The organism is Streptomyces vietnamensis (genome assembly GCF_000830005.1).
Lineage (GTDB): Bacteria > Actinomycetota > Actinomycetes > Streptomycetales > Streptomycetaceae > Streptomyces > Streptomyces vietnamensis.
Genome location: NZ_CP010407.1, coordinates 6708604 through 6726997 on the forward strand (window position 1 = coordinate 6708604; position 18394 = coordinate 6726997).

The following is an 18394-nucleotide window of genomic DNA, read 5'->3' on the forward strand; positions in this document are numbered from 1 at the left end:
TGAAATAAGAAACCCCTCCCGCCCGATCGATGAAGGGACCACCCCGTGAATGACGTCGGCAGGTGTCGGCCGCCCGCGGTCGACCGCGTCAGCCCGGTTGACGATTTGTTGCGTGCGGTCGCCCAGGACGCCGACCGCACGGTGCTGCGGTCCCGCAGTGAGGTCCTCTCCGTGGGGGAGCTGGCCGACCGGGCGCGCCGCGTGGCTGTGGCGCTCGGGCGACGCGGCGTATCAGCGGGGGACCGCGTGGCGCTGGTCAGCGGCAACTCGATCGACCGGGTCGTATGGATGTTCGGCATCTGGTGGCTCGGAGCGGTCGAGGTGTCGGTCAACGTCGAGCTGCGCGGCCCGATGCTGGCGCATGTCCTGACCGACTCCGACCCCAGCCTGATCGTCTGTCAGGACGGACTCCTGGAGCAGGTCCGCGACGCGGCGGTCGGGGACGTCCTGCCCATGAGCGCGCTGACGGCGGAGCCGGTCGACCGTGTGGCCCGGGAGGAACTCGACGCGGCGCAGCGCGGATTCGGTCCCGGCGAACTCGCGACCATCCTCTACACGTCGGGGACGACCGGTCCGGCCAAAGGCGTGATGCTCCCGCGTGCCTACTTCTCGAACCTGGCCGAGGTCTGGACCGACCGGCTCGGCCTCAGCGCCGATGACATCGGCTACTTCCCGCTGCCGTTCTTCCATGTGGACGGTCACGTCCAGCTCACGGCGTGCTTGCAGTCGGGCGGCTCGATGGCCTTCCGCGAGCGGTTCTCCGTCTCGGAGTACTTCACCGACGTCAGTCGCTTCGGAGCGACCTGGGCGACGGGGGTGGGATCGATGCTCTCGATGCTGGCCCAGGCGGAGTTGCCCGAGCCGGTCCCGCGCCACCTCACCCGGCTGGTCGGGGCGCCGGTTCCGCAGATCGCCTACGAGACGTTCGAGGACCGGCTCGGCATCCCGGTCCTGACGCTCTTCGGCCAGACCGAGTGCGACGGCATCGCGATGGACAGCGCCGAGCAGCGACGCCGCGGTGCGGCGGGACGGACGCACGAAGCGATCGAGGTGCAGGTGGTCGATGCGAATGACCGACCGGTTCCCGTGGGCGAGACGGGCGAGATCCTCTACCGCCCGCGCGGACCGCACCTCACGGCCCTGGGGTACTGGCGCCGACCCGAGGCGACGGTCGAGGCGTGGCGCAACCTGTGGTTCCACACCGGCGACTCCGGCCATCTCGACGCCGAGGGCTTCCTCTACTTCGACGGGCGCCGGACGGACAGCTTCCGCCGACGCGGCGAGAACATCTCGGTGTGGGAGCTGGAGCACAGCCTGAACCTGGCCGCCGGCGTCCGGGAGTGCGTGGCCATCGCCGTCCGTGACGAGCACGGCGGCGAGGACGAGATCAAGGTCTTCGTCGTCCCGGAAGGGGAGGCCCTGGTGCTCGAGGAGTTCATCGAACACTGCCGCAAGGTGCTTCCCCGATTCGCCGTGCCGCGCTACCTGACGGTGACCGACGGCTCCGAATTCATCCGCAGCGCCGGGACCGGTGTGGTCCAGAAACACCTGCTCTCCCGCGACATCACGTCGCCCGACGTCATGGAAGTGCCCCGATGAACACACCCGGTGGATTCAACTGGCCGGACGCCCTGTCCGAGTTCGACGAACGCCGCGCCCGGGCCCGCCGGCTCGGCGGCGAGCGGCGGGTGGCACGCCAGAAGGAACAGGGCCGCTACACGATTCGCGAGCGCATCGACGCCATTGCCGACAGTTTCAGCGAGATCGGCGAGTTCGCCGTCTTCGAGGAGTACGACGCGCTCGGCAACAGGATCGGCACCCTTCCCGCGAGCTACGTCTGCGGTCTCGCGCGCGTGGACGGCCGACCCGTGGCCCTGGGAGGGGAGGACTTCACGGTACGCGCCGGTGCTCCGCAGTCCTACCTCGACCGCATGAAGGGCGGGATGGGAGGTTTCGTCGAGGACCTCGCCCACGAGTACAAGATCCCGCTCATGATGTTCGTGGAAGGCATCGGCGGAGACGTCGCGGCCCAGGAGGGCAAGGGACACGCCTACCTCACCAGTTCCATGAGCTGGACCCGCTCGTTCGAACTCCTCGACGAGGTGCCGGTCCTGACCATGGTGAGCGGCGCCGCCGTGGGAGCCAGCGCGGCGCGGGCCGTGGCCAGCCACTTCTCGGTGATGACCAAGGACTCCGTGATCTTCGCCGGGGGGCCTCCGCTGGTGAAGCGCGCACTGGGCATCGACATCGACAAGCACGAGCTGGGCGGTGGACCCGCCGCGACCGGCTGCGGCGCCGTCGACAACCTGGCGCGGGACGAGGACGACGCGATGGCCCAGATGCGCGCGGTGCTGGGCTACTTGCCGCAGAACGTCTGGCAGCTCCCGCAGCGCACAGCCTGCGACGATCCCGTCGACCGCCGTGCGCCGGAGCTCCTCGACATCATCCCCGAGAACCGGCGGCAGGCCTATCGCGCGGCCAAGGTGATCAATGCCGTGGTCGACGAGGGCTCGTTCTTCGAGATCGGCTCCAGGTGGGGCAAGAGCCTGGTCACCGGTCTCGCCCGGATCGACGGGATGCCGATCGGTGTCCTCGCGAGCAACCCGCAGCACCTCGGTGGGGCGATGGACGCCGCCGCGGCCGAGAAGCAGGTGCGGCTGATGAATCTCTGCAACACCTTCCACCTCCCGGTCCTCTACTTCGTCGACGTTCCCGGGTTCATGGTCGGTCCGCAGGCGGAGCGGGCCAACGTCATGCGATGGGGAGTCCGCGCGATCCGGTCGGTCGTCGAGGCGACGGTGCCCATCATCACGGTGCAGGTGCGCAAGGCGTACGGCCTGGCCGTCTCCGCGACCGCCAACCCGGACCGGCTCGGGCTGCGTCTGGCCTGGCCCAGCGGCGAGTGGGGCGACCTTCCGATCGAAGGAGGTGTGGAGGCCGCCTACCGGCGCGAGATCGAGGCCGCGGAGGATCCCGACCGGATGCGGGCGGAGATCGAGGCCCGCATGCACTCCCTCGTCGATCCCTGGCGGACCGTCGAGGCGTTCGGCGTGGAGCACATGATCGACCCGCGCGAGACCCGAGAGGTCGTGGCCTCGTTCCTCGACGCCGGTCAGGGAGCGCTTGCCGCTGCCGTGAACCCGGTGGGTCAGGACAGGAGCCGTCGCCGATGAGCCCCACCAGGTGCGACGTGACCACCCTCAGCAAGGAGGAGAACAATCATGAATGAGATAGCGGCCGACTGTGCGGCGACGGTGTGGAAGGTCGTCGCGGCACCGGGGGACCAGGTCAGGGAGGGCGACGTGCTGCTCATCCTCGAGTCGATGAAGATGGAGATCCCGATCGAGGCCGAGGACGACGGCGTCGTGGCGGAGATCCACGTGGGCGAGGGAGCCGTCGTCGCCGACGGCGACCTCCTCGTGACGATGGAGGGCTGAGCTCATGTTCGACAAGGTCCTCGTGGCGAACCGGGGCGAGATCGCCGTACGCGTCATCACGACCCTGCGGCGTCTCGGCATCGCGAGCGTCGCCGTCCACTCCGACGTCGACGCCGGCAGCCTGCACGTCCGGATGGCCGACGAGAGCGTGCCCATCGGCGCCGCCCCGGTGGCGGAGAGCTACCTGAGGTTCGATCGCATCATCGAGGCGGCCCTCGCCACCGGTGCCCAGGCGATCCATCCCGGCTACGGCCTGCTGTCCGAGAACCCGGAGTTCGCCCGCGCGTGCGCGGCTGCCGGCCTGGTGTTCATCGGTCCGAGCCCCGAGTCGATGGAGATGATGTCGTCGAAGATCCAGGCCCGAGTGACGATGACGGCGGCTGGTGTCCCCGTCGTTCCGGGGGGTACCGACCCGATCCATCCCGGACCCGAGGCGTTCGCGACGGCGGAGGCGATCGGCTATCCCGTCGCCGCCAAGGCGGCGAGCGGCGGGGGCGGGAAGGGGTTCCGCGTGGCCCGCGGACCCGACGAGCTCGCCGCCGCGGTGGAGGGGGCGTCGGGTGAGGGCGAGCGCTTCTTCGGAGATCCCACGGTCTATCTGGAGCGCTACCTCGACAACCCCCGTCATGTCGAAGTGCAGATCATCGCCGACACGCACGGCAACGTAGTTCACCTGTTCGAGCGGGACTGCTCGGTGCAGCGCCGGCACCAGAAGCTGGTCGAGGAGGCGCCCTGTCCGCTGCTCACGGACGCCCAGCGCGCACACCTCGGGGAGATCGCGGTGCGGGCGGCGCGAGCCGCCGACTACCACTCCCTCGGCACGGTCGAGGGACTGCTCGTCGGCGACGACTTCTACTTCCTCGAGATGAACACCCGCATCCAGGTCGAGCACCCCGTGACCGAGCTCGTCACCGGTCTCGATCTGGTGGAGGAGCAGATCCGCATCGCGGCCGGCGAACCGCTGGGCTTCGGGCAGTCCGACGTGCGGGTCGACGGCCACGCGATCGAGTGCCGGATCAACGCCGAATCGGCCGCCAAGAACTTCCGTCCCGCCCCGGGCCGGATCGAGCGGTTCGTCGCACCGGTAGGAGACGGAGTGCGGGTCGACACCGGTGTCGCCGACGGAGACGCCGTCCACCCCTACTACGACCCGATGATCGCCAAGGTGATCACCTGGGGCGAGGACCGCCGAGCGGCCACCGAGGCGATGCGCAAGGCCCTCGACGACATCGTGGTCGCGGGCCTGCCGACGCTGATCCCGTTCCATCGCGCACTCCTCGCGAGTGAGGAGTGGGAACGCGCGAGCACCTGCCGAGAGCTGGTCGAGGACCGGGCCTGGTTGAAGTCCACCGACGCCTGGGCCGACAGTTCCGGGTGACCGGTGCAAAGTGCACCACTGGGCTTCCGGTGACGCCCCAAGTGTGCGTGGCGCGGGCCCGAGCCGTTGCCGAATCATGTGGCTACCGGGTCGGGCGAATCGGCCCAGCGGATCGAGTTCAGGAGCCACTCCATGGCCGGCACCAGCGTCCTTGCAGCCGCCGGGTCGCGGCGGCCGGCCGGTCCTGCCCGGAGGGATTCGCGGAACGAGGCCCGTCGGGGCTCAGTGATCCACCGCGTCGAGAGTGCTCATCGCGAGGGCGGATTCGACCCACGTCCGGACCGGGGGCGAGGCGGTGGGATCGTCGCCCTGCCAGAGGTTCGAACCGAGCACCGCATAGCTGGCGTAGCCGTCGATGAGCGCCACCAGGTGGTCACCGATCTCCCTCGCCCGGGACATGGGCAGGTCGCGGAAGACCAGCGCCGCGCGCACGTGGGTCTCGACGGTCGAGCGCCACGACCTGAGATAGTTGATCATCTCCTGCCCCAGTTTCTCCGGGGAACTCGCCGCCTCCGCGTAGAAGAACAGGGTGATCCGGCCGAAAGCCACCGACGGCCCGTCGAGCGGTATCTGCGCGGTGAGTACGCGAACCAGTCGCTCGACCGGGTCGAGCCCCGTGTCGTCCGCGATCGTGGCCAGCCGGCGGCCGGAGAGCCAGAACGCGTGTCGGAAGGCCAGTCGCAACAGGTCGTCCCGACCGCCGACGTAGTGATTCAGCACGCCGGTTGACCAGCCGCTGCGGTCCGCGACCTCCCGCAGGGTGACGCCCGAAACGCCCTCCTCGGCGACGATCGCGAGGACGGCGTCAGCGATCTCAGCACGCCGTTGGCGGTGGTCGACGATCTTCGGCATGACGCTATTTAAACACAACCGATTGAGTTAAATACCGACTCTGCAAGGAGCGCGCTCATGACCACGACCGGCTCGTCCGCCAGGCGCGACGACATCGATGCGCTGATCATCGGCGCGGGCCCATCCGGCGTCACCGCTGCCCGGCTGCTGGCCGAGAGCGGGTTCCGCGTGACCGTTCTGGAACAGGGCGACTGGCCCGACGTCGCCGACTACCCCAGCGACAAGCCCGAACGGGACCTGCTCATCGCCGGCCCCTGGAACCCCAACCCCAACCACCGCCACCGGCCGAGCGACTACCCCGTCAACGACTCCGACTCCGACGTGCACCCGCTGATGTTCAACGGGGTCGGCGGCAGCAGCGTCCTGTTCTGGGCGGAGTGGCCCCGGATGATCCCGTCCGACTTCCGGGTCCGCACCCTGGACGGCATCGCCGACGACTGGCCCCTGACCTACGAGGACCTGCAGCCCTACTACGAGGCCGTCGACGAGATGATCGGCGTCTCGGGACTGGGCGGCAACGTCGCCTACCCGCCCGGCTACGTGCCTCCCCAACCGCCGCTCCCCATCGGCCGCATCGGCCGGCTCGCCGCCGAAGGCATGAACAAGCTGGGCATCGGCTGGTGGCCCGGCACCTCGGCGATCCTGTCGCAGAGCACCGGCTCCCGAGGGGCGTGCGCGCGGTGGGGGACGTGTGGGAGCGGCTGTCCCGAGGGGGCGAAGGCCTCCTTCGACGTGGCCATGTGGCCCGGTGCGCTGGCGGCTGGTGTCAACCTGGTGACCGGGGCGCGGGTCAGGGAGATCACCGTCTCCGACCAGGGCCTCGCGACCGGCGCCACCTGGGTCGACCGCGAGGGAGCCGAGAGGCACACGTCCGCGCCGGTGGTGATCGTGTGCGCCAACGGGGTGGGCACGCCCCGCCTGCTCCAGCTGTCCACCTCTCCGCTGTTCCCGGACGGACTGGCGAACTCCTCCGGCTACGTCGGGCGCAATCTGATGATGCACCCGGTGGCGACGGTCCTGGGCGAGTACGAGCAGGAGCTCGAGCCCTGGCTCGGGCCGGAGAGCCACCCGGTCTGGTCCATGCACTTCGCGGAGACGGACCTCAGCCGCGGTTTCCACCGCGGCGCCAAGTGGACGGCTGTCGTGCTGCAGGGGCCGGTGGGCCTGCTCCAGCGGTTCGCGGAGCTGCCGCTCGCCGAGCGCAGCGGTCCGGCCGGGCACGCCCTCGTCGAACGCCTGCACGGCAGATCGTTCGAGATCTCGGCCTCGATCGAGGACCTGCCCGACCTCGACAACAGGGTGACCCTCGACCCGGACCTCGTCGACAGCGACGGCATCCCGGCACCGAAGATCCACTACAGGATGTCGGACGAGAGCCGGCGTGCCCTCGACTGGAACCTGGACCGCATCGTCGAGGTCCACGAGGCCGCCGGCGCCATCTCCACCAAGCGCGTGGACTTCGCTGGCGAGACCGGATGGCACCTGCTCGGCACCGCCCGCTGCGGCAACGATCCTGCCACGTCGGTGGTCGATGGCTACGGACGGTCCCACGACGTCCCCAACCTCTACATCTTCGACGGCAGCGTCTTCGTGACGTCCTCGGCGGTGAATCCGACGCCGACGATCACCGCCTTCGCCCTCCGTGCCACCGAGCACCTGATCGAGACCGCTGCTTCCCAAAGGACTCCGCTGTGATCGCTTTTCCCGACGACCGCACCCGTTCCGGAGCGGCGCGCCTCGCCGACCTCTGGTTCCCCGGGAGCGCGCGGTCGCCCCGGATGACCGCGCTGCCCGGTTACGAAGCCCTCCTGAGGCGCGCCCTCCAGGCCGATCCGGAGCTGTCCGAGGCCTTCTTCCAGGCCGCCGAGCTGGCCGCCGAGGCCGATGAGCTCACGGCCGACGTGGTCGCGGGCTGGCCGGTGGAGCTCGCCGAGGCGGCCTTCTACTTCCTCAGCAGCACCTACTACATGGCGCCCGAGGCACGACGGGCGGTCGGCTATCCCGGCCAGGCCCGTACGCCCTCCGCGGAGGCCACGCCGGACCAGCTGGTCGACGACGCCCTGCTCGCACCCGTGCTCGCGCTCGGCCCGACCTACATCCCCACCCCCAGCACCGACCGAAGGAACAGCACATGACCCCCGAGCAGATCCTGGCGGATGCGCAGCGGCGCATCGACGGCCTGGCACCGGCCCACCACATCGGCGGAACCTTCGTCGAGAGCACGGGCTCGGAGACGATCGAGGTGACGAATCCCGGCACCGGCACACGGCTGGGGGCCGCGGTCAGTGGCACCGCGGCCGATGTCGACACCGCGGTCGCGACGGCCCGCAGGGCGCTGCCCGGCTGGGCACGACTGACACCCGGCGCCCGAGCCGAGCTGCTGTTCCGGTTCGCGGACGCCATCGACGAGCACGCCGAACTGCTGGCAGGGCTGGAGGCGCTCAACGTCGGCAAGTCCTACGCCTATGCGGCGTACGAGATCCCCCTCATCTCCGACTGCTTCCGGTTCATGGCCGGCGCCGCGCGTACTGCCCAGGCACCGGCGCCCGGCCAGTACGCCGAGGGCCATCTGTCCTACATCCGGCGCGAACCCGTCGGCGTGATCGGCGCGATCACGCCGTGGAACTTCCCCCTCCTGATGGCCGCATGGAAGATCGCTCCGATACTCGCGGCGGGCAACACCCTCGTGCTCAAGCCGTCCGTGCTCACCCCCCTCAGCACCCTGATCCTCGCCGACCTCGCGTCGGGCATCCTGCCGGACGGCGTGCTCAACGTCGTCACGGGCAAAGGCACCACCGTCGGTCATGCGATGAGCCACCACGACGGCATCGACATGATGGCGCTGACCGGCGGCGTCGGCTCGGGACGGCAGGTCGCGGAAGGCGCGGCGGCCACGGTCAAGCGACTCCACCTCGAACTCGGCGGCAAGGCACCCGTGGTGGTGTTCCCGGACGCGGACCTGGACCTCCTCGTGTCGACCCTGGTGGCGACCGGATACGGCAACGCGGGCCAGGACTGCGGCGCGGCGACGCGGGTGATCTGTCACGAGGACGTGCGGGACCGGCTCCTCGAAGCCCTCGCCACGGCCGCGGGCGAACTCCGCAGCGGAAACGCCGCGTCGGGCGAGGAGTTCGAGCTCGGCCCCTTGATCAGCGCAGCCCATCGCGACCGCGTCGCCGCCATGGTGGAACGGGCGCGCAAGGACGGCGCCCGGGTCGTCCTCGGCGGCGAGGTGCCCGAGGGCCCCGGCTTCTTCTACCCGGCGACGATCCTCGCCGACGTCGCCTCCGGTTCGGAGATGTCGCGCGAGGAGGTCTTCGGGCCGGTGATCTCGGTGGAGACCTACTCCACCGATGCCGAGGCGCTGGCCAAGGCCAACGACGTCGAGTACGGCCTCGCGGCATCCGTGTGGACCAAGGACCAGGCCCGGGCCCTTCGCTTCACCGAGGACCTGGCCTTCGGCTCGGTCTGGGTCAACACCCACCTCAACTTCACCAACGAGATGCCGTGGGCCGGTTTCGGGAAGTCCGGTTACGGCCGCGACAACTCCACGTACGCCCTCGACGACTACACCCGCACCAAGCACGTGATGCTCCCGGTCGGGGAACCGCTCGACGCCTGATCACGGCGCTCACGGGGGCCTGGTGCACTCTGCACCAGGCCCCGCTCCAGAACACCACGGATGTGCGTGGCCTCGGCCGACCGCACTGACACAGCATGACGAAGCGGGCCGAGGGACCGGCCCGTGCAGAACGAAACGAGGAGTCTTCCATGGCCGGTACCAATGCCCCTCCCGAGTCCGCCGACATCGTCATCATCGGAGCCGGCGTGTCCGGCGTGGGATCGGCGTGCTACCTGCGCAACGCCTTCCCGGACAAGAAGATCGTCGTCCTCGAAGGACGCGGCCGCATCGGTGGCACCTGGGACCTCTTCCGCTATCCCGGCGTCCGTTCCGACTCCGAACTCCACACCTACGGATACGAGTTCAAGCCCTGGAGCCATGAGCACGCGATCGCGGACGGGCACCTGATCCGCGAGTACATCGAGGAGACCGCCGTCGAGAACCACGTCGACGGCCTGATCCGCTACCACCACCGGGTCGTGTCGGCCGACTGGTCCAGCGCCGAGGGCGCGTGGACCCTCCAGGTCCAGGTCGCCGTTCCCGGGGAGAATCCGAGAAGCGTGGCGATCAAGACGAATTGGGTGTACGGCGCCACCGGCTACTACCGGTACGACGAGGGCTACACGCCCCGCTTCGAAGGCCGCGACGACTTCGCCGGCGACATCCTGCACCCGCAGTTCTGGCCCGAGGACTACGACTACGCGGGCAAGAAGGTCGTGGTGATCGGAAGCGGAGCCACCGCCATCACCATGGTTCCGGCGATGACGACGGGCCCGGGCGCGGCCCGGCACGTCACGATGCTGCAGCGCACCCCCACCTACGTCATGACGCTCCCGCGTGTGGACAAGGTGGCCAAGTTCCTCTACCGAAGCCTCGGCCTGGAGCGCGGATACGCCGCCACCCGGCTCAAGAACGTGTGGCGGGACCTCGCCTTCGTTGCGTACATGCTCAAGTTCCCGAACTCGGGGCGCAAGCTGATGCGCAACCTCACCCGGAAGGCGCTGCCCAAGGGCTACGCCGTCGACACCCACTTCAACCCGCCGTACAAGCCCTGGGAGCAACGGCTCTGTATGACGCCCGACGGCGACTTCTTCGAGGCGATCACCGAGGGCAGGGCCAGCGTCGTGACCGACAGGATCGAACGCTTCACCAGGAACGGCATCCTGCTGACCTCGGGCCGGGAGATTCCCGCGGACGTGATCGTCACCGCCACCGGGCTCAACCTGCGCATGTTCGGCGGGATCCCGCAGACGGTCGACGGGCAGGAACTCACCATCGGCGACTGCGTCACCTACCGCGGAATGCTGCTGTCCGGCCTGCCGAACTGGTCCTTCGCCTTCGGATACACGAAGTACTCGTCGTGGACCCTCAAGGTCGGTCTGACCGCACAGTACGTCATCGAGCTGATCCGGCACATGGACGCCCACGGCTACAACAAGGTGCTGCCGGTGGCCGAGCCGGGGATGGCGACCGAGCCGCTCCTCGACCTCAACGCGGGCTACGTGATGCGCAACGCGGACACCCTGCCCAAGCAGGGTGCCGAGCTGCCGTGGCGGATGCTCACGTCGTATCAGGCAGACAAGAGGCTCCTCAAGGGTCCCGTCCGTGACCACCACCTGCGGTTCAGCCACGGCGGCGACCAGCAGGGCCGTGGACGGGCGACGGCCGCCACTCCCTCCGCGGGCAAGGAGAACGCGCGATGAGCACCTCACCCGCCGCGACCGGTCTCTCGGTCGGGGAGTGGATACAGCGACAGCTCGGGATCGGGATGGGCCGGCTCCCCGCATCACTGCTGAAGCGCCTGGTCGACGTGCCCGTGAACGCGGACGGCGAGCAGATGGCCCCCGAGATCGCGATGCTCATGTCCGCCGTCGCGAAGGCTCCCGACTTCAGTGACCTCAGCCCCGCCGAGGCACGTGCCGCCGAGCTGAAGGACACCAGGATCTACGGCGAACGGCCCCTGCCGATGGGACACGTGGAGGAGCTCGAGCTGCCAGGAGGCCTCGCCGCGACCCGGTACCGGGCCGGCACCTCCTCCGCAGGGCTCGTGGTGTACTTCCACGGAGGCGGGTTCGTCCTCAGCAACCGGGCCGTCTACGACGCACCCTTGCGGTTCCTCGCCCACCACTCGGGCATGGACGTCCTTTCCGTCGAGTACCGCCTCGCGCCGGAGAACCCGTACCCCGCACCGCACGACGACGCGATGGTCGCCTGGGAGTACGCCCTGACCCACGCCGCCCGATGGGGCATCCCGCTCGACCGCATCGCCGTCGCGGGCGACAGCGCGGGAGCGAACATCGCCGCGGTCCTCACCCAGAGGCTGCGCGGTCATGAGCGGCAGCCCGCGCTCCAGGCGCTCATCTACCCGGTCACCGACCTGGCCGGTTCCCGGCCCTCGCACCGGGAATTCGCGGACTCGCCGGCCCTGACCGCCAAGCAGATCGCATGGTTCCTCGACCAGTACGCACCGCCGGGCGTCGACCGCACCGACCCGCACGTATCGCCCCTGCTCGCCGACGACCTGACCGGCCTGCCGCCGGCTCTCGTGACGGTCGCGGGCTTCGACCCGCTCCGCGACGACGGCCTGGCCTACGCCGCCAGGCTGACCGAAAGCGGTGTCCCCATGGCGCTGATCAGGGAGCCGGGGCTCGTGCACGGTTACCTCACGCTCACCGCGCTCAGCACGACGAGCCGGGACGCGGTCAAGCGCATCGCGTGGGCCATCGTGCGGGCGATGGCCTGAACCCACCGCCCAGCTCCGGGCCGGGCGACGGCACCGCCCCCGACGTTCGGCCCGGCCACCACATAGCAGGCAGGAGCCGCCATGCTGAACCTCTCCGTCCTCCTCGAGGACTCCGCCCGGAACCACCCGGACAGGAACGCGCTGGTGCTGGACGAGCACCACATGACGTACGCGGAAGTCGACGTCGCAGCCAACCAAGTGGCGAACCTCCTGGTCGAACGCGGCATCAAGCGGGGCGACAGGATAGCCCTGAGCTGCACGAACCGCCCGGAGTTCGCCGTCGTCTACTACGGCGTCCTCAAGGCGGGAGCGGTCGTCGTACCGCTGAACGTCCTGCTCAAGCAGCGTGAGATCGCCTACCACCTCGCGGACGCCGGCGCGATCGCCTACTTCTGCTTCGAGGGAACGGAGGAGCTTCCGATCGGGCACGAGGGCCTTCGGGCGTTCCACGACCTGGACTCCGTCGACCACTTCTTCCTGATCACCTCCGACCCGGACGCGCCCGCCCCGACCGAGGGTGTCGAGACGCTGAGCGCCGCCCTCGCGGGCCAACCGCGGACGTTCGAGTCCGTGGCCACCGAGGCGACCGACACCGCGGTCATCCTCTACACCTCCGGTACGACAGGTCAGGCGAAGGGCGCCGAACTGTCGCACGCGAACACGATGTTCAACGTGCTGACCGTCAACCGGATGCTCCATAACCGGCCGGCCACCGACAGCCACGTGGTGTGCCTGCCGCTGTTCCACACCTTCGGTGCCACCGTGCAGATGCACGCCGGCTTCTCGACCGCGGCCACGCTCCACCTGGTGCCCCGCTTCGACCCGGCCCGCGTCGTCCAGCTGATGGCCGAGGAAGAGATCACCTTCTTCGCGGGCGTGCCCACGATGTGGTGGGGGCTGTTGCGAGAACTCACCGAAGACATCGATGTCGCCCGCATCGCCGGGAACCTGCGCATCGGAATGTCCGGTGGAGCCTCTCTGCCGGTCGAGATCCTCAAAGAGGTCGACGACCGTCTCGGTGTGAGGATCATCGAGGGCTACGGGCTGTCCGAGACCTCGCCGCTCGCGACCATCGGCGACCCGGACGCCCCGCCGCGACCCGGCTCTATCGGCCGGCCGATCTGGGGCGTCGAGCTGAAGCTGCTCGGCCGGGACGGGAGCGAGGTCACACGTCCGGGCGAGATCGGAGAGATCGCCGTCCGGGGGCACAACGTGATGAAGGGGTACCACGGGCGGCCCGAGGCGACTGCGGAAGCCCTTCGCGATGGATGGCTGCACACCGGTGACCTCGCCCGTAGGGACGAGGACGGCTGGTACTACATCGTCGACCGGTCCAAGGACATGATCATCCGGGGCGGCTTCAACGTGTACCCACGGGAGGTCGAGGAGGTCCTGATGACCCACCCGGCAGTCTCGCTCGCGGCCGTCGTCGGCGTTCCGCACGAGAGCCACGGCGAAGAGGTCAAGGCGTTCGTGATCCTCCACGGAGGCGTCGAGGTGACGCCGACCGAGCTCGTGGAGTGGAGCAGGGAGCAGATGGCCGGCTACAAGTACCCGCGGATCGTGGAGGTCGTCGACTCCCTTCCGACGACCGCCACCGGCAAGATCCTCAAGCGGGAGCTGCGATGAAGCGCGCGCCCAGGTACGACGTCGCCGTACTCGGCTGCGGGTTGATGGGATCGGCACTGGCACGGCGGTTCGCCTCCAGTGGCCTCGCCGTGACGGCCTGGAACCGTACGCCGCGCGGGGCCGAGGCGCTCGCCGCCGACGGCGTCAGGCCGTCCGCGACTGTCGGAGAGGCGGTGGGAGAGGCCGGATTGGTGGTCGTCTGCATGTCGGACGTCGAGGCGGCCCGACACGCACTTGCATCGGTGCCGAGCCTGGTGGGTGTGACGGTCGTCAACCTCAGTGACGGAACCCGCGACGATGCCGAGGAGCTGGCGCGCCGGCTCGGCGAGCAGGGCGCCTTGTGCCTTGACGGGGCGACCTTCTGCTATCCCGAGCAGATCGGCGAGCAGAGTGCGCTGCTGGTCTTCTCCGGCTCCTCCCGGGCCTGGACGGAGCACGAGTCCACCCTCATGCTGCTGGGTGGGCGTGCGCGGCACGTGTCCGAGGACATCACGGGCGCGAAGGCGTTGTATCTGGGAAGCGGCGCCTTCTTCCTGACCGCGCTCACCGGTTTCGTCGAGTCGACGGCCTGTCTGCTGCGGCGCGGTCACACGCTCGAGGAGATCCGGGAAACCACGCTGTACGGCCTCGAACTGCTGGGGCACGCCACACAGGCGGTGGCCTCCTCGATCGCGTCCGGACGCCACGAAACGGACCAGGCAACCGTCCACGTCTTCGCCGATGGAGCCCGAAAGGTCCTCGCAGAGCTGGAGAGTGCCGGCATCGACTCGTCGGTGATGGCAGCGGTGACGGGGAAGCTCGACGCCACGGAGAGTGCCGGCATGGGGCACCTCGGATACTCCGCGCAGTCACTGCTCTAGGGGGCGAGGCGGGTCGCGCCGCCGTCACTCGTTTCCCTGTAGCTCGACCAGTGCCAGCGCCGCGTCGACGGCGGCAGGGTTGTCCGCGAGCGGGCGCGGAAGCAGTTCGTCCACCCGGTCGAGGCGGCGGTCGATCGTGTTGCGGTGCGCGAACAACCGGTCGGCCGCCTTGGAGGTGTTGAACTGCTCGGCGATGAAGACGCGAGCGGTCTCGCGCAACACCCGCTCGGCGGTCGCCAGCCCGCCGAGCGTGTCCGTGACGAACTCCCGCGCCTCGGTGAGGTCCTTCGTGAGCAGCGAGATGAGCTGCACGTCCTCGAATCGGACGGCTCGGCACTCGGACCGGAGACGTGTGAGCAGCCCCTGGGCCGCGGCTGCGTCGAGGTGACTGCGGCGAAAGCCGTGCACATCGCGCGCGGGGCGCCCTAGCGCGATCCGCACACCCGGAAGATCTGTCGTGATCCGGTCAAGACTTGCTTGGGGAGGCGAGGAACTCACCGGCATCCACACCCAGAGCGTCGCCGCCCCTGCGACGAGGGTCAGGCGGCGCCCGGCACCTGCTGCGCGCATCACCCGTTCGGCGGCCTCCTCGAGGCCGGCGACCTGGTCGTGAGAGTCGCCCCAGATGATCGCGGCCAAGTGGTGCCCGGTGAGGGCGTAGCTGAGCTGGGCCTCAGCCCGCGGACGCGTGATCGGCGCGCCTCGGAGCAGCAACTGGACGGTTGCCAGCCGTTCCCTCTCGGGTCTCTCGGCGAGCTCGGTCCGCGCCTCTTCGATGTACGACGCGACGGCAGCCATCGAGTCGTCGATGAAGGTGGCCAGGGAGTTGCCCGACACCTCGACGAGCTCGCGCAGCTCGTCCTTGTCGTCGGTGGTGTCGAAACAGAACCGCAGCCACTCCGACCAGCCGACTCGCTGGGCAGCTCGCCATGCCTCGACGTCGTTCACGTCCAATCCGCGAAGCGCGAGGTCGCGCGCGTAGTGCCTGGAGTCGGGGATCATCTTCGGCTCGACCCTGCAGCCGGGATCGTCGATGTTGGCGACGAGCCAGTGGGCCAGGGTGGAGGCCGTGAAGACCTGGTCCGTCCTGGCCAGGACGGGGTCCTCGGCGAGGGCGCCCTCGCGCAGGCTCCGCTGGCCCGCGGCCCACATCTCATGAGCGATCTCCACCGAGCGCTCCTGCATCCTGGTCGCTGCGGTACGGAAAAGCTCGCGCACCCGTTGCTGCCGCTGCTCGTCCTCCGCGTTCACCACTGCCTCCCAAACGTTCGCCGAACGACCGGCAAACCCTCTTCGAAGACCAGCCTAGGGGGAGACGTGGCGGCCCTCGCGAGTGCAGATTGCACCAGGCCGCCGCCCGGTGCGGTGGTGCTTGGTGTAGGCGGCGGTCTCTTCCGCCGAGCATGGTGTGCCTCACGCTACCCGCTCGGGCGGTCCCACCCCCGGACGGCCCGCACGTCGTGTCCGTGAAGGAGAAACATGCCCACCTCCAAGCTCGCTCTCTACACGCAGAAGATGCGTGAGATCTGTACCGCCGTCGCTGCGCGCGACCTCGACAAGGTCCTCGGATACTTCGACGACGAGTGCGTCGTCGTCAACGGGGTGGACGGTACCGTGGGTGACAAGTCGGCCCTTCTCCCCGGGTTCGAGGCGATGTTCGCGACCTTCCCCGACTGGACCCCGCGAGTGGCCACGTCATTCACGGAGGGCGACACCGTGGGCGTTCTCTACGAGTGCACGGGGACCGCCGGTGGATCCGGGCCGAAGGTCACGTGGATCGGCACCGGCTACGCAACGTTCGATCCGGAGACGCTGAAGATCGTCCGCGACGTCTACTACATGGACGAGGCGGCCCTCGGGCAGAAGGTCAGCGACGCCGAGGCGGTCGGCTGACCGCCCCGTCCCGTTCCGCCATGGGCTGAACTCGTACGACCGTGAAGCGCGACGTCGCTCACGGGGGCGTCGGCGCTGTGTCGGAGTGCCGCAGTCGGGGCCGAGCACGGCGCGTACGCGGCCTGGGTGGTCGACCCGGCGACCTGAGAGGCACAGCCGTGGGGAAGGGTCCTGCCGATTACAAGCAGGCCGCGCGAGGTGATCACGGAATGAAGTCGGCCGTGGACGGTGCGGCGCCGCGTGAGCCCGATTTCCGCCTTCGTGGGTGGCGTGACGCGAGTACCTGGGATCGGCGATTGACAGCTCGATCCTTCGAGGGCAGGGCGAACGCGTCGAGCTAAGCAACTGCTTAGTATGCCTGAGTGGTGGCGGTGCCAGAAGTGATCGTCGGCACCGCGCGCTCGCCGATCGGCCGAGCCTTTAAGGGCTGCTCCTGGCGCGGCTGAGCTGAGAGGAAAGTAGACGATGAGTAAGAGGTTCGCCGGCCGCACGGCGATCGTGACCGGAGCCAGCCGTGGGATCGGCCTGGCCGTCGCTGAGCGGCTGGTGGCCGATGGCGCGAAGGTCGTCATCACCGCCCGTAAGGCCGACGCCCTCGACGCGGCGGTCGCGCGGCTGGGCGGGCCGGAGTACGCGAGGGGAGTCGCCGGCCACGCCGACGACATCGACCACCAGGCAGAAGTGGTCAAGCGCGCGATCGACACGTTCGGCAGCGCCGACCTGCTGGTCAACAACACTGGCATCAACCCCGTGTATGGCCCCATGGTCGACATGGACCTGGGCACGGCCCGCAAGATCGTCGAGGTCAACTGCCTGTCGGCGCTGTCGTGGGTCCAGCAGGTCCACGGGGCCTGGATGAAGGAACACGGTGGCGCCGTGGTCAATGTGGCCTCCGTGGCCGGCGTCCGCCCCGAACCCGGCATCGGGATGTACGGCGCCAGCAAGGCGATGCTCACCCACATCACCCAGGGACTCGCCGTTGAACTCGGCCCGGGCATCCGAGTGAACGCTGTCGCCCCTGGCGTGGTCAAGACGAAGTTCGCCACCGCGCTCTACGGCGGGCGGGAGGAACAGGTCGCCTCGGCGTACCCGCTCAAGCGGCTCGGTGTCCCAGACGACATCGGCGGCGTGGTGGCGTTTCTGCTGTCCGACGACGCTGCCTGGATGACCGGGCAGCTGGTCGTCGTCGACGGCGGCGTGACCTTGACCGGAGGCGCCTGATGCCCTGTGCGTGCGGCAAGGCGGTCGCGCTCCGCGACGGAGTCACGATCGGCCGCACGGTCGACGAGCAGGCAGTGGCCCGATGACCGGCGAGCGGTTGGTCGGACGCCGTCGTATTCGACTACGGAGGCGTGCTCACGGGCCCGGTCCGCGACTCGATTGCCGCCTGGATCGAAGCTGACGGCATCGACCCGGCCTCGGTCTCCCGAACACTCAAGGCGTGGCTTTCGCGCGGCGCCCCGGACGGCACCCCGATCCACCGGCTGGAGACCGGGGAGTTGTCCGTCGAGGAGTTCGTCGAGCTGTTCGCCGCTGAACTCGCCACCGTCGACGAGCGGCTGGTCGACCCAGTCAGTCTGCTCGGGCGACTCTTCGCCGCGATGCGTCCCGACCCGGCGATGTTCGCCCTCGCCGAGGAACTGCGCAACCTCGGCGTCCGGGTCGCGCTGCTGTCCAACAGCTGGGGCAACACCTATCCCCGCGAGCGGATCGACGCACTTCTCGACCCGATCGTGATCTCCGGCGAAGTCGGCCTGCGTAAGCCGCACGCCCCGATCTACGAGCTGATCCTCGACCGGCTCGAACTGACCGCCGAGCGAGTGGTGTTCGTCGACGACGCCGAGCCCAACGTTCTCGGCGCCCGAGCCGTCGGCATGTGGGCCCTCCTGCATACCCATGCGGCGAGCACGCGAGAGGCCTTGGCCGTACTCGTCCCGGACTTGCCGCGACAGCTACCCGCGGCCTGACCGGACCACAGGA

The 18394-nt window shown here is 69.3% G+C and carries 15 protein-coding genes and 1 pseudogene; 14 read left to right on the top strand and 2 right to left on the bottom strand.

The genetic code is table 11. The features are described 5' to 3' along the window. Window positions 1-108 precede the first annotated feature (108 nt). Genes SVTN_RS30095 through SVTN_RS30110 form a run of 4 tightly spaced genes read left to right on the top strand, consistent with a single transcriptional unit; the run spans window position 109 to window position 4815 of the window. Window positions 109-1599, top strand: a complete 1491-nt coding sequence (locus tag SVTN_RS30095) for an AMP-binding protein (RefSeq protein WP_041131911.1) — start codon at window positions 109-111, stop codon at window positions 1597-1599. Further along, window positions 1596-3173, top strand: coding sequence for an acyl-CoA carboxylase subunit beta (locus SVTN_RS30100; protein WP_052499381.1), 1578 nt, complete (start codon window positions 1596-1598; stop codon window positions 3171-3173). The genes SVTN_RS30095 and SVTN_RS30100 overlap by 4 nt, the downstream gene beginning before the upstream one ends. Before the next feature lie 48 nt (window positions 3174-3221). After that, window positions 3222-3437, top strand: a complete 216-nt coding sequence (locus SVTN_RS30105; protein WP_041131912.1) for a biotin/lipoyl-binding carrier protein — start codon at window positions 3222-3224, stop codon at window positions 3435-3437. A gap of 4 nt (window positions 3438-3441) precedes the next feature. Continuing rightward, window positions 3442-4815 carry an acetyl-CoA carboxylase biotin carboxylase subunit gene (locus SVTN_RS30110; protein WP_063782291.1) on the top strand — a complete coding sequence of 458 codons (1374 nt, stop codon included), beginning with the start codon at window positions 3442-3444 and terminating at the stop codon, window positions 4813-4815. 222 nt (window positions 4816-5037) lie between these two features. Here SVTN_RS30110 and SVTN_RS30115 read toward each other — a convergent pair whose 3' ends face one another. Beyond that, window positions 5038-5667 (bottom strand): TetR/AcrR family transcriptional regulator, encoded by a 630-nt coding sequence (locus SVTN_RS30115; protein ID WP_052499382.1) that lies wholly within the window; start codon window positions 5665-5667, stop codon window positions 5038-5040. Window positions 5668-5724: 57 nt separating this feature from the next. Between SVTN_RS30115 and SVTN_RS30120 the strand changes: the two genes are divergently transcribed. The 7 genes from SVTN_RS30120 (at window position 5725) to SVTN_RS30150 (ending at window position 14521) form a co-directional block, all read left to right on the top strand. After that, on the top strand, window positions 5725-7362 hold the full coding sequence (locus SVTN_RS30120; RefSeq protein ID WP_041131913.1) for a GMC family oxidoreductase: 1638 nt from the start codon (window positions 5725-5727) through the stop codon (window positions 7360-7362). Then, entirely contained in the window at window positions 7359-7802 is a 444-nt protein-coding gene (locus tag SVTN_RS30125; RefSeq protein WP_041131914.1) for a hypothetical protein, read from the top strand. The genes SVTN_RS30120 and SVTN_RS30125 overlap by 4 nt, the downstream gene beginning before the upstream one ends. Next, window positions 7799-9289 carry an aminobutyraldehyde dehydrogenase gene (locus SVTN_RS30130; RefSeq protein WP_041131915.1) on the top strand — a complete coding sequence of 497 codons (1491 nt, stop codon included), beginning with the start codon at window positions 7799-7801 and terminating at the stop codon, window positions 9287-9289. Before SVTN_RS30125 ends, SVTN_RS30130 begins: the two co-directional genes overlap by 4 nt. Before the next feature lie 149 nt (window positions 9290-9438). After that, window positions 9439-10992, top strand: a complete 1554-nt coding sequence (locus tag SVTN_RS30135; protein ID WP_041131916.1) for a flavin-containing monooxygenase — start codon at window positions 9439-9441, stop codon at window positions 10990-10992. Next, entirely contained in the window at window positions 10989-12032 is a 1044-nt protein-coding gene (locus SVTN_RS30140; RefSeq protein WP_041131917.1) for an alpha/beta hydrolase, read from the top strand. Before SVTN_RS30135 ends, SVTN_RS30140 begins: the two co-directional genes overlap by 4 nt. Before the next feature lie 81 nt (window positions 12033-12113). Then, a complete protein-coding gene (locus SVTN_RS30145; protein ID WP_041131918.1) occupies window positions 12114-13661 on the top strand; it encodes a long-chain-fatty-acid--CoA ligase in 1548 nt (515 codons plus the stop codon). Beyond that, complete coding sequence (locus tag SVTN_RS30150; protein ID WP_041131919.1) at window positions 13658-14521, top strand: NAD(P)-binding domain-containing protein; 864 nt, start codon at window positions 13658-13660, stop codon at window positions 14519-14521. The genes SVTN_RS30145 and SVTN_RS30150 overlap by 4 nt, the downstream gene beginning before the upstream one ends. Window positions 14522-14545: 24 nt before the next feature. Here the strand turns inward: SVTN_RS30150 and SVTN_RS30155 are convergent, their stop codons facing one another. Next, a complete protein-coding gene (locus SVTN_RS30155) occupies window positions 14546-15772 on the bottom strand; it encodes a PucR family transcriptional regulator (RefSeq protein ID WP_041131920.1) in 1227 nt (408 codons plus the stop codon). 228 nt (window positions 15773-16000) lie between these two features. On the opposite strand from SVTN_RS30155, the gene SVTN_RS30160 reads away from it, so the two are divergent. The 3 genes and pseudogenes from SVTN_RS30160 to SVTN_RS30170 form a co-directional block, all read left to right on the top strand. Then, window positions 16001-16414 (top strand): nuclear transport factor 2 family protein, encoded by a 414-nt coding sequence (locus SVTN_RS30160; protein ID WP_041131921.1) that lies wholly within the window; start codon window positions 16001-16003, stop codon window positions 16412-16414. A 465-nt stretch (window positions 16415-16879) separates the two neighbouring features. Next, window positions 16880-17635, top strand: coding sequence for an SDR family oxidoreductase (locus tag SVTN_RS30165; RefSeq protein ID WP_041131922.1), 756 nt, complete (start codon window positions 16880-16882; stop codon window positions 17633-17635). 116 nt (window positions 17636-17751) lie between these two features. Continuing rightward, window positions 17752-18381 (top strand): annotated as a pseudogene (locus SVTN_RS30170) (HAD family hydrolase); the annotation flags it as partial. Window positions 18382-18394 lie beyond the last annotated feature (13 nt).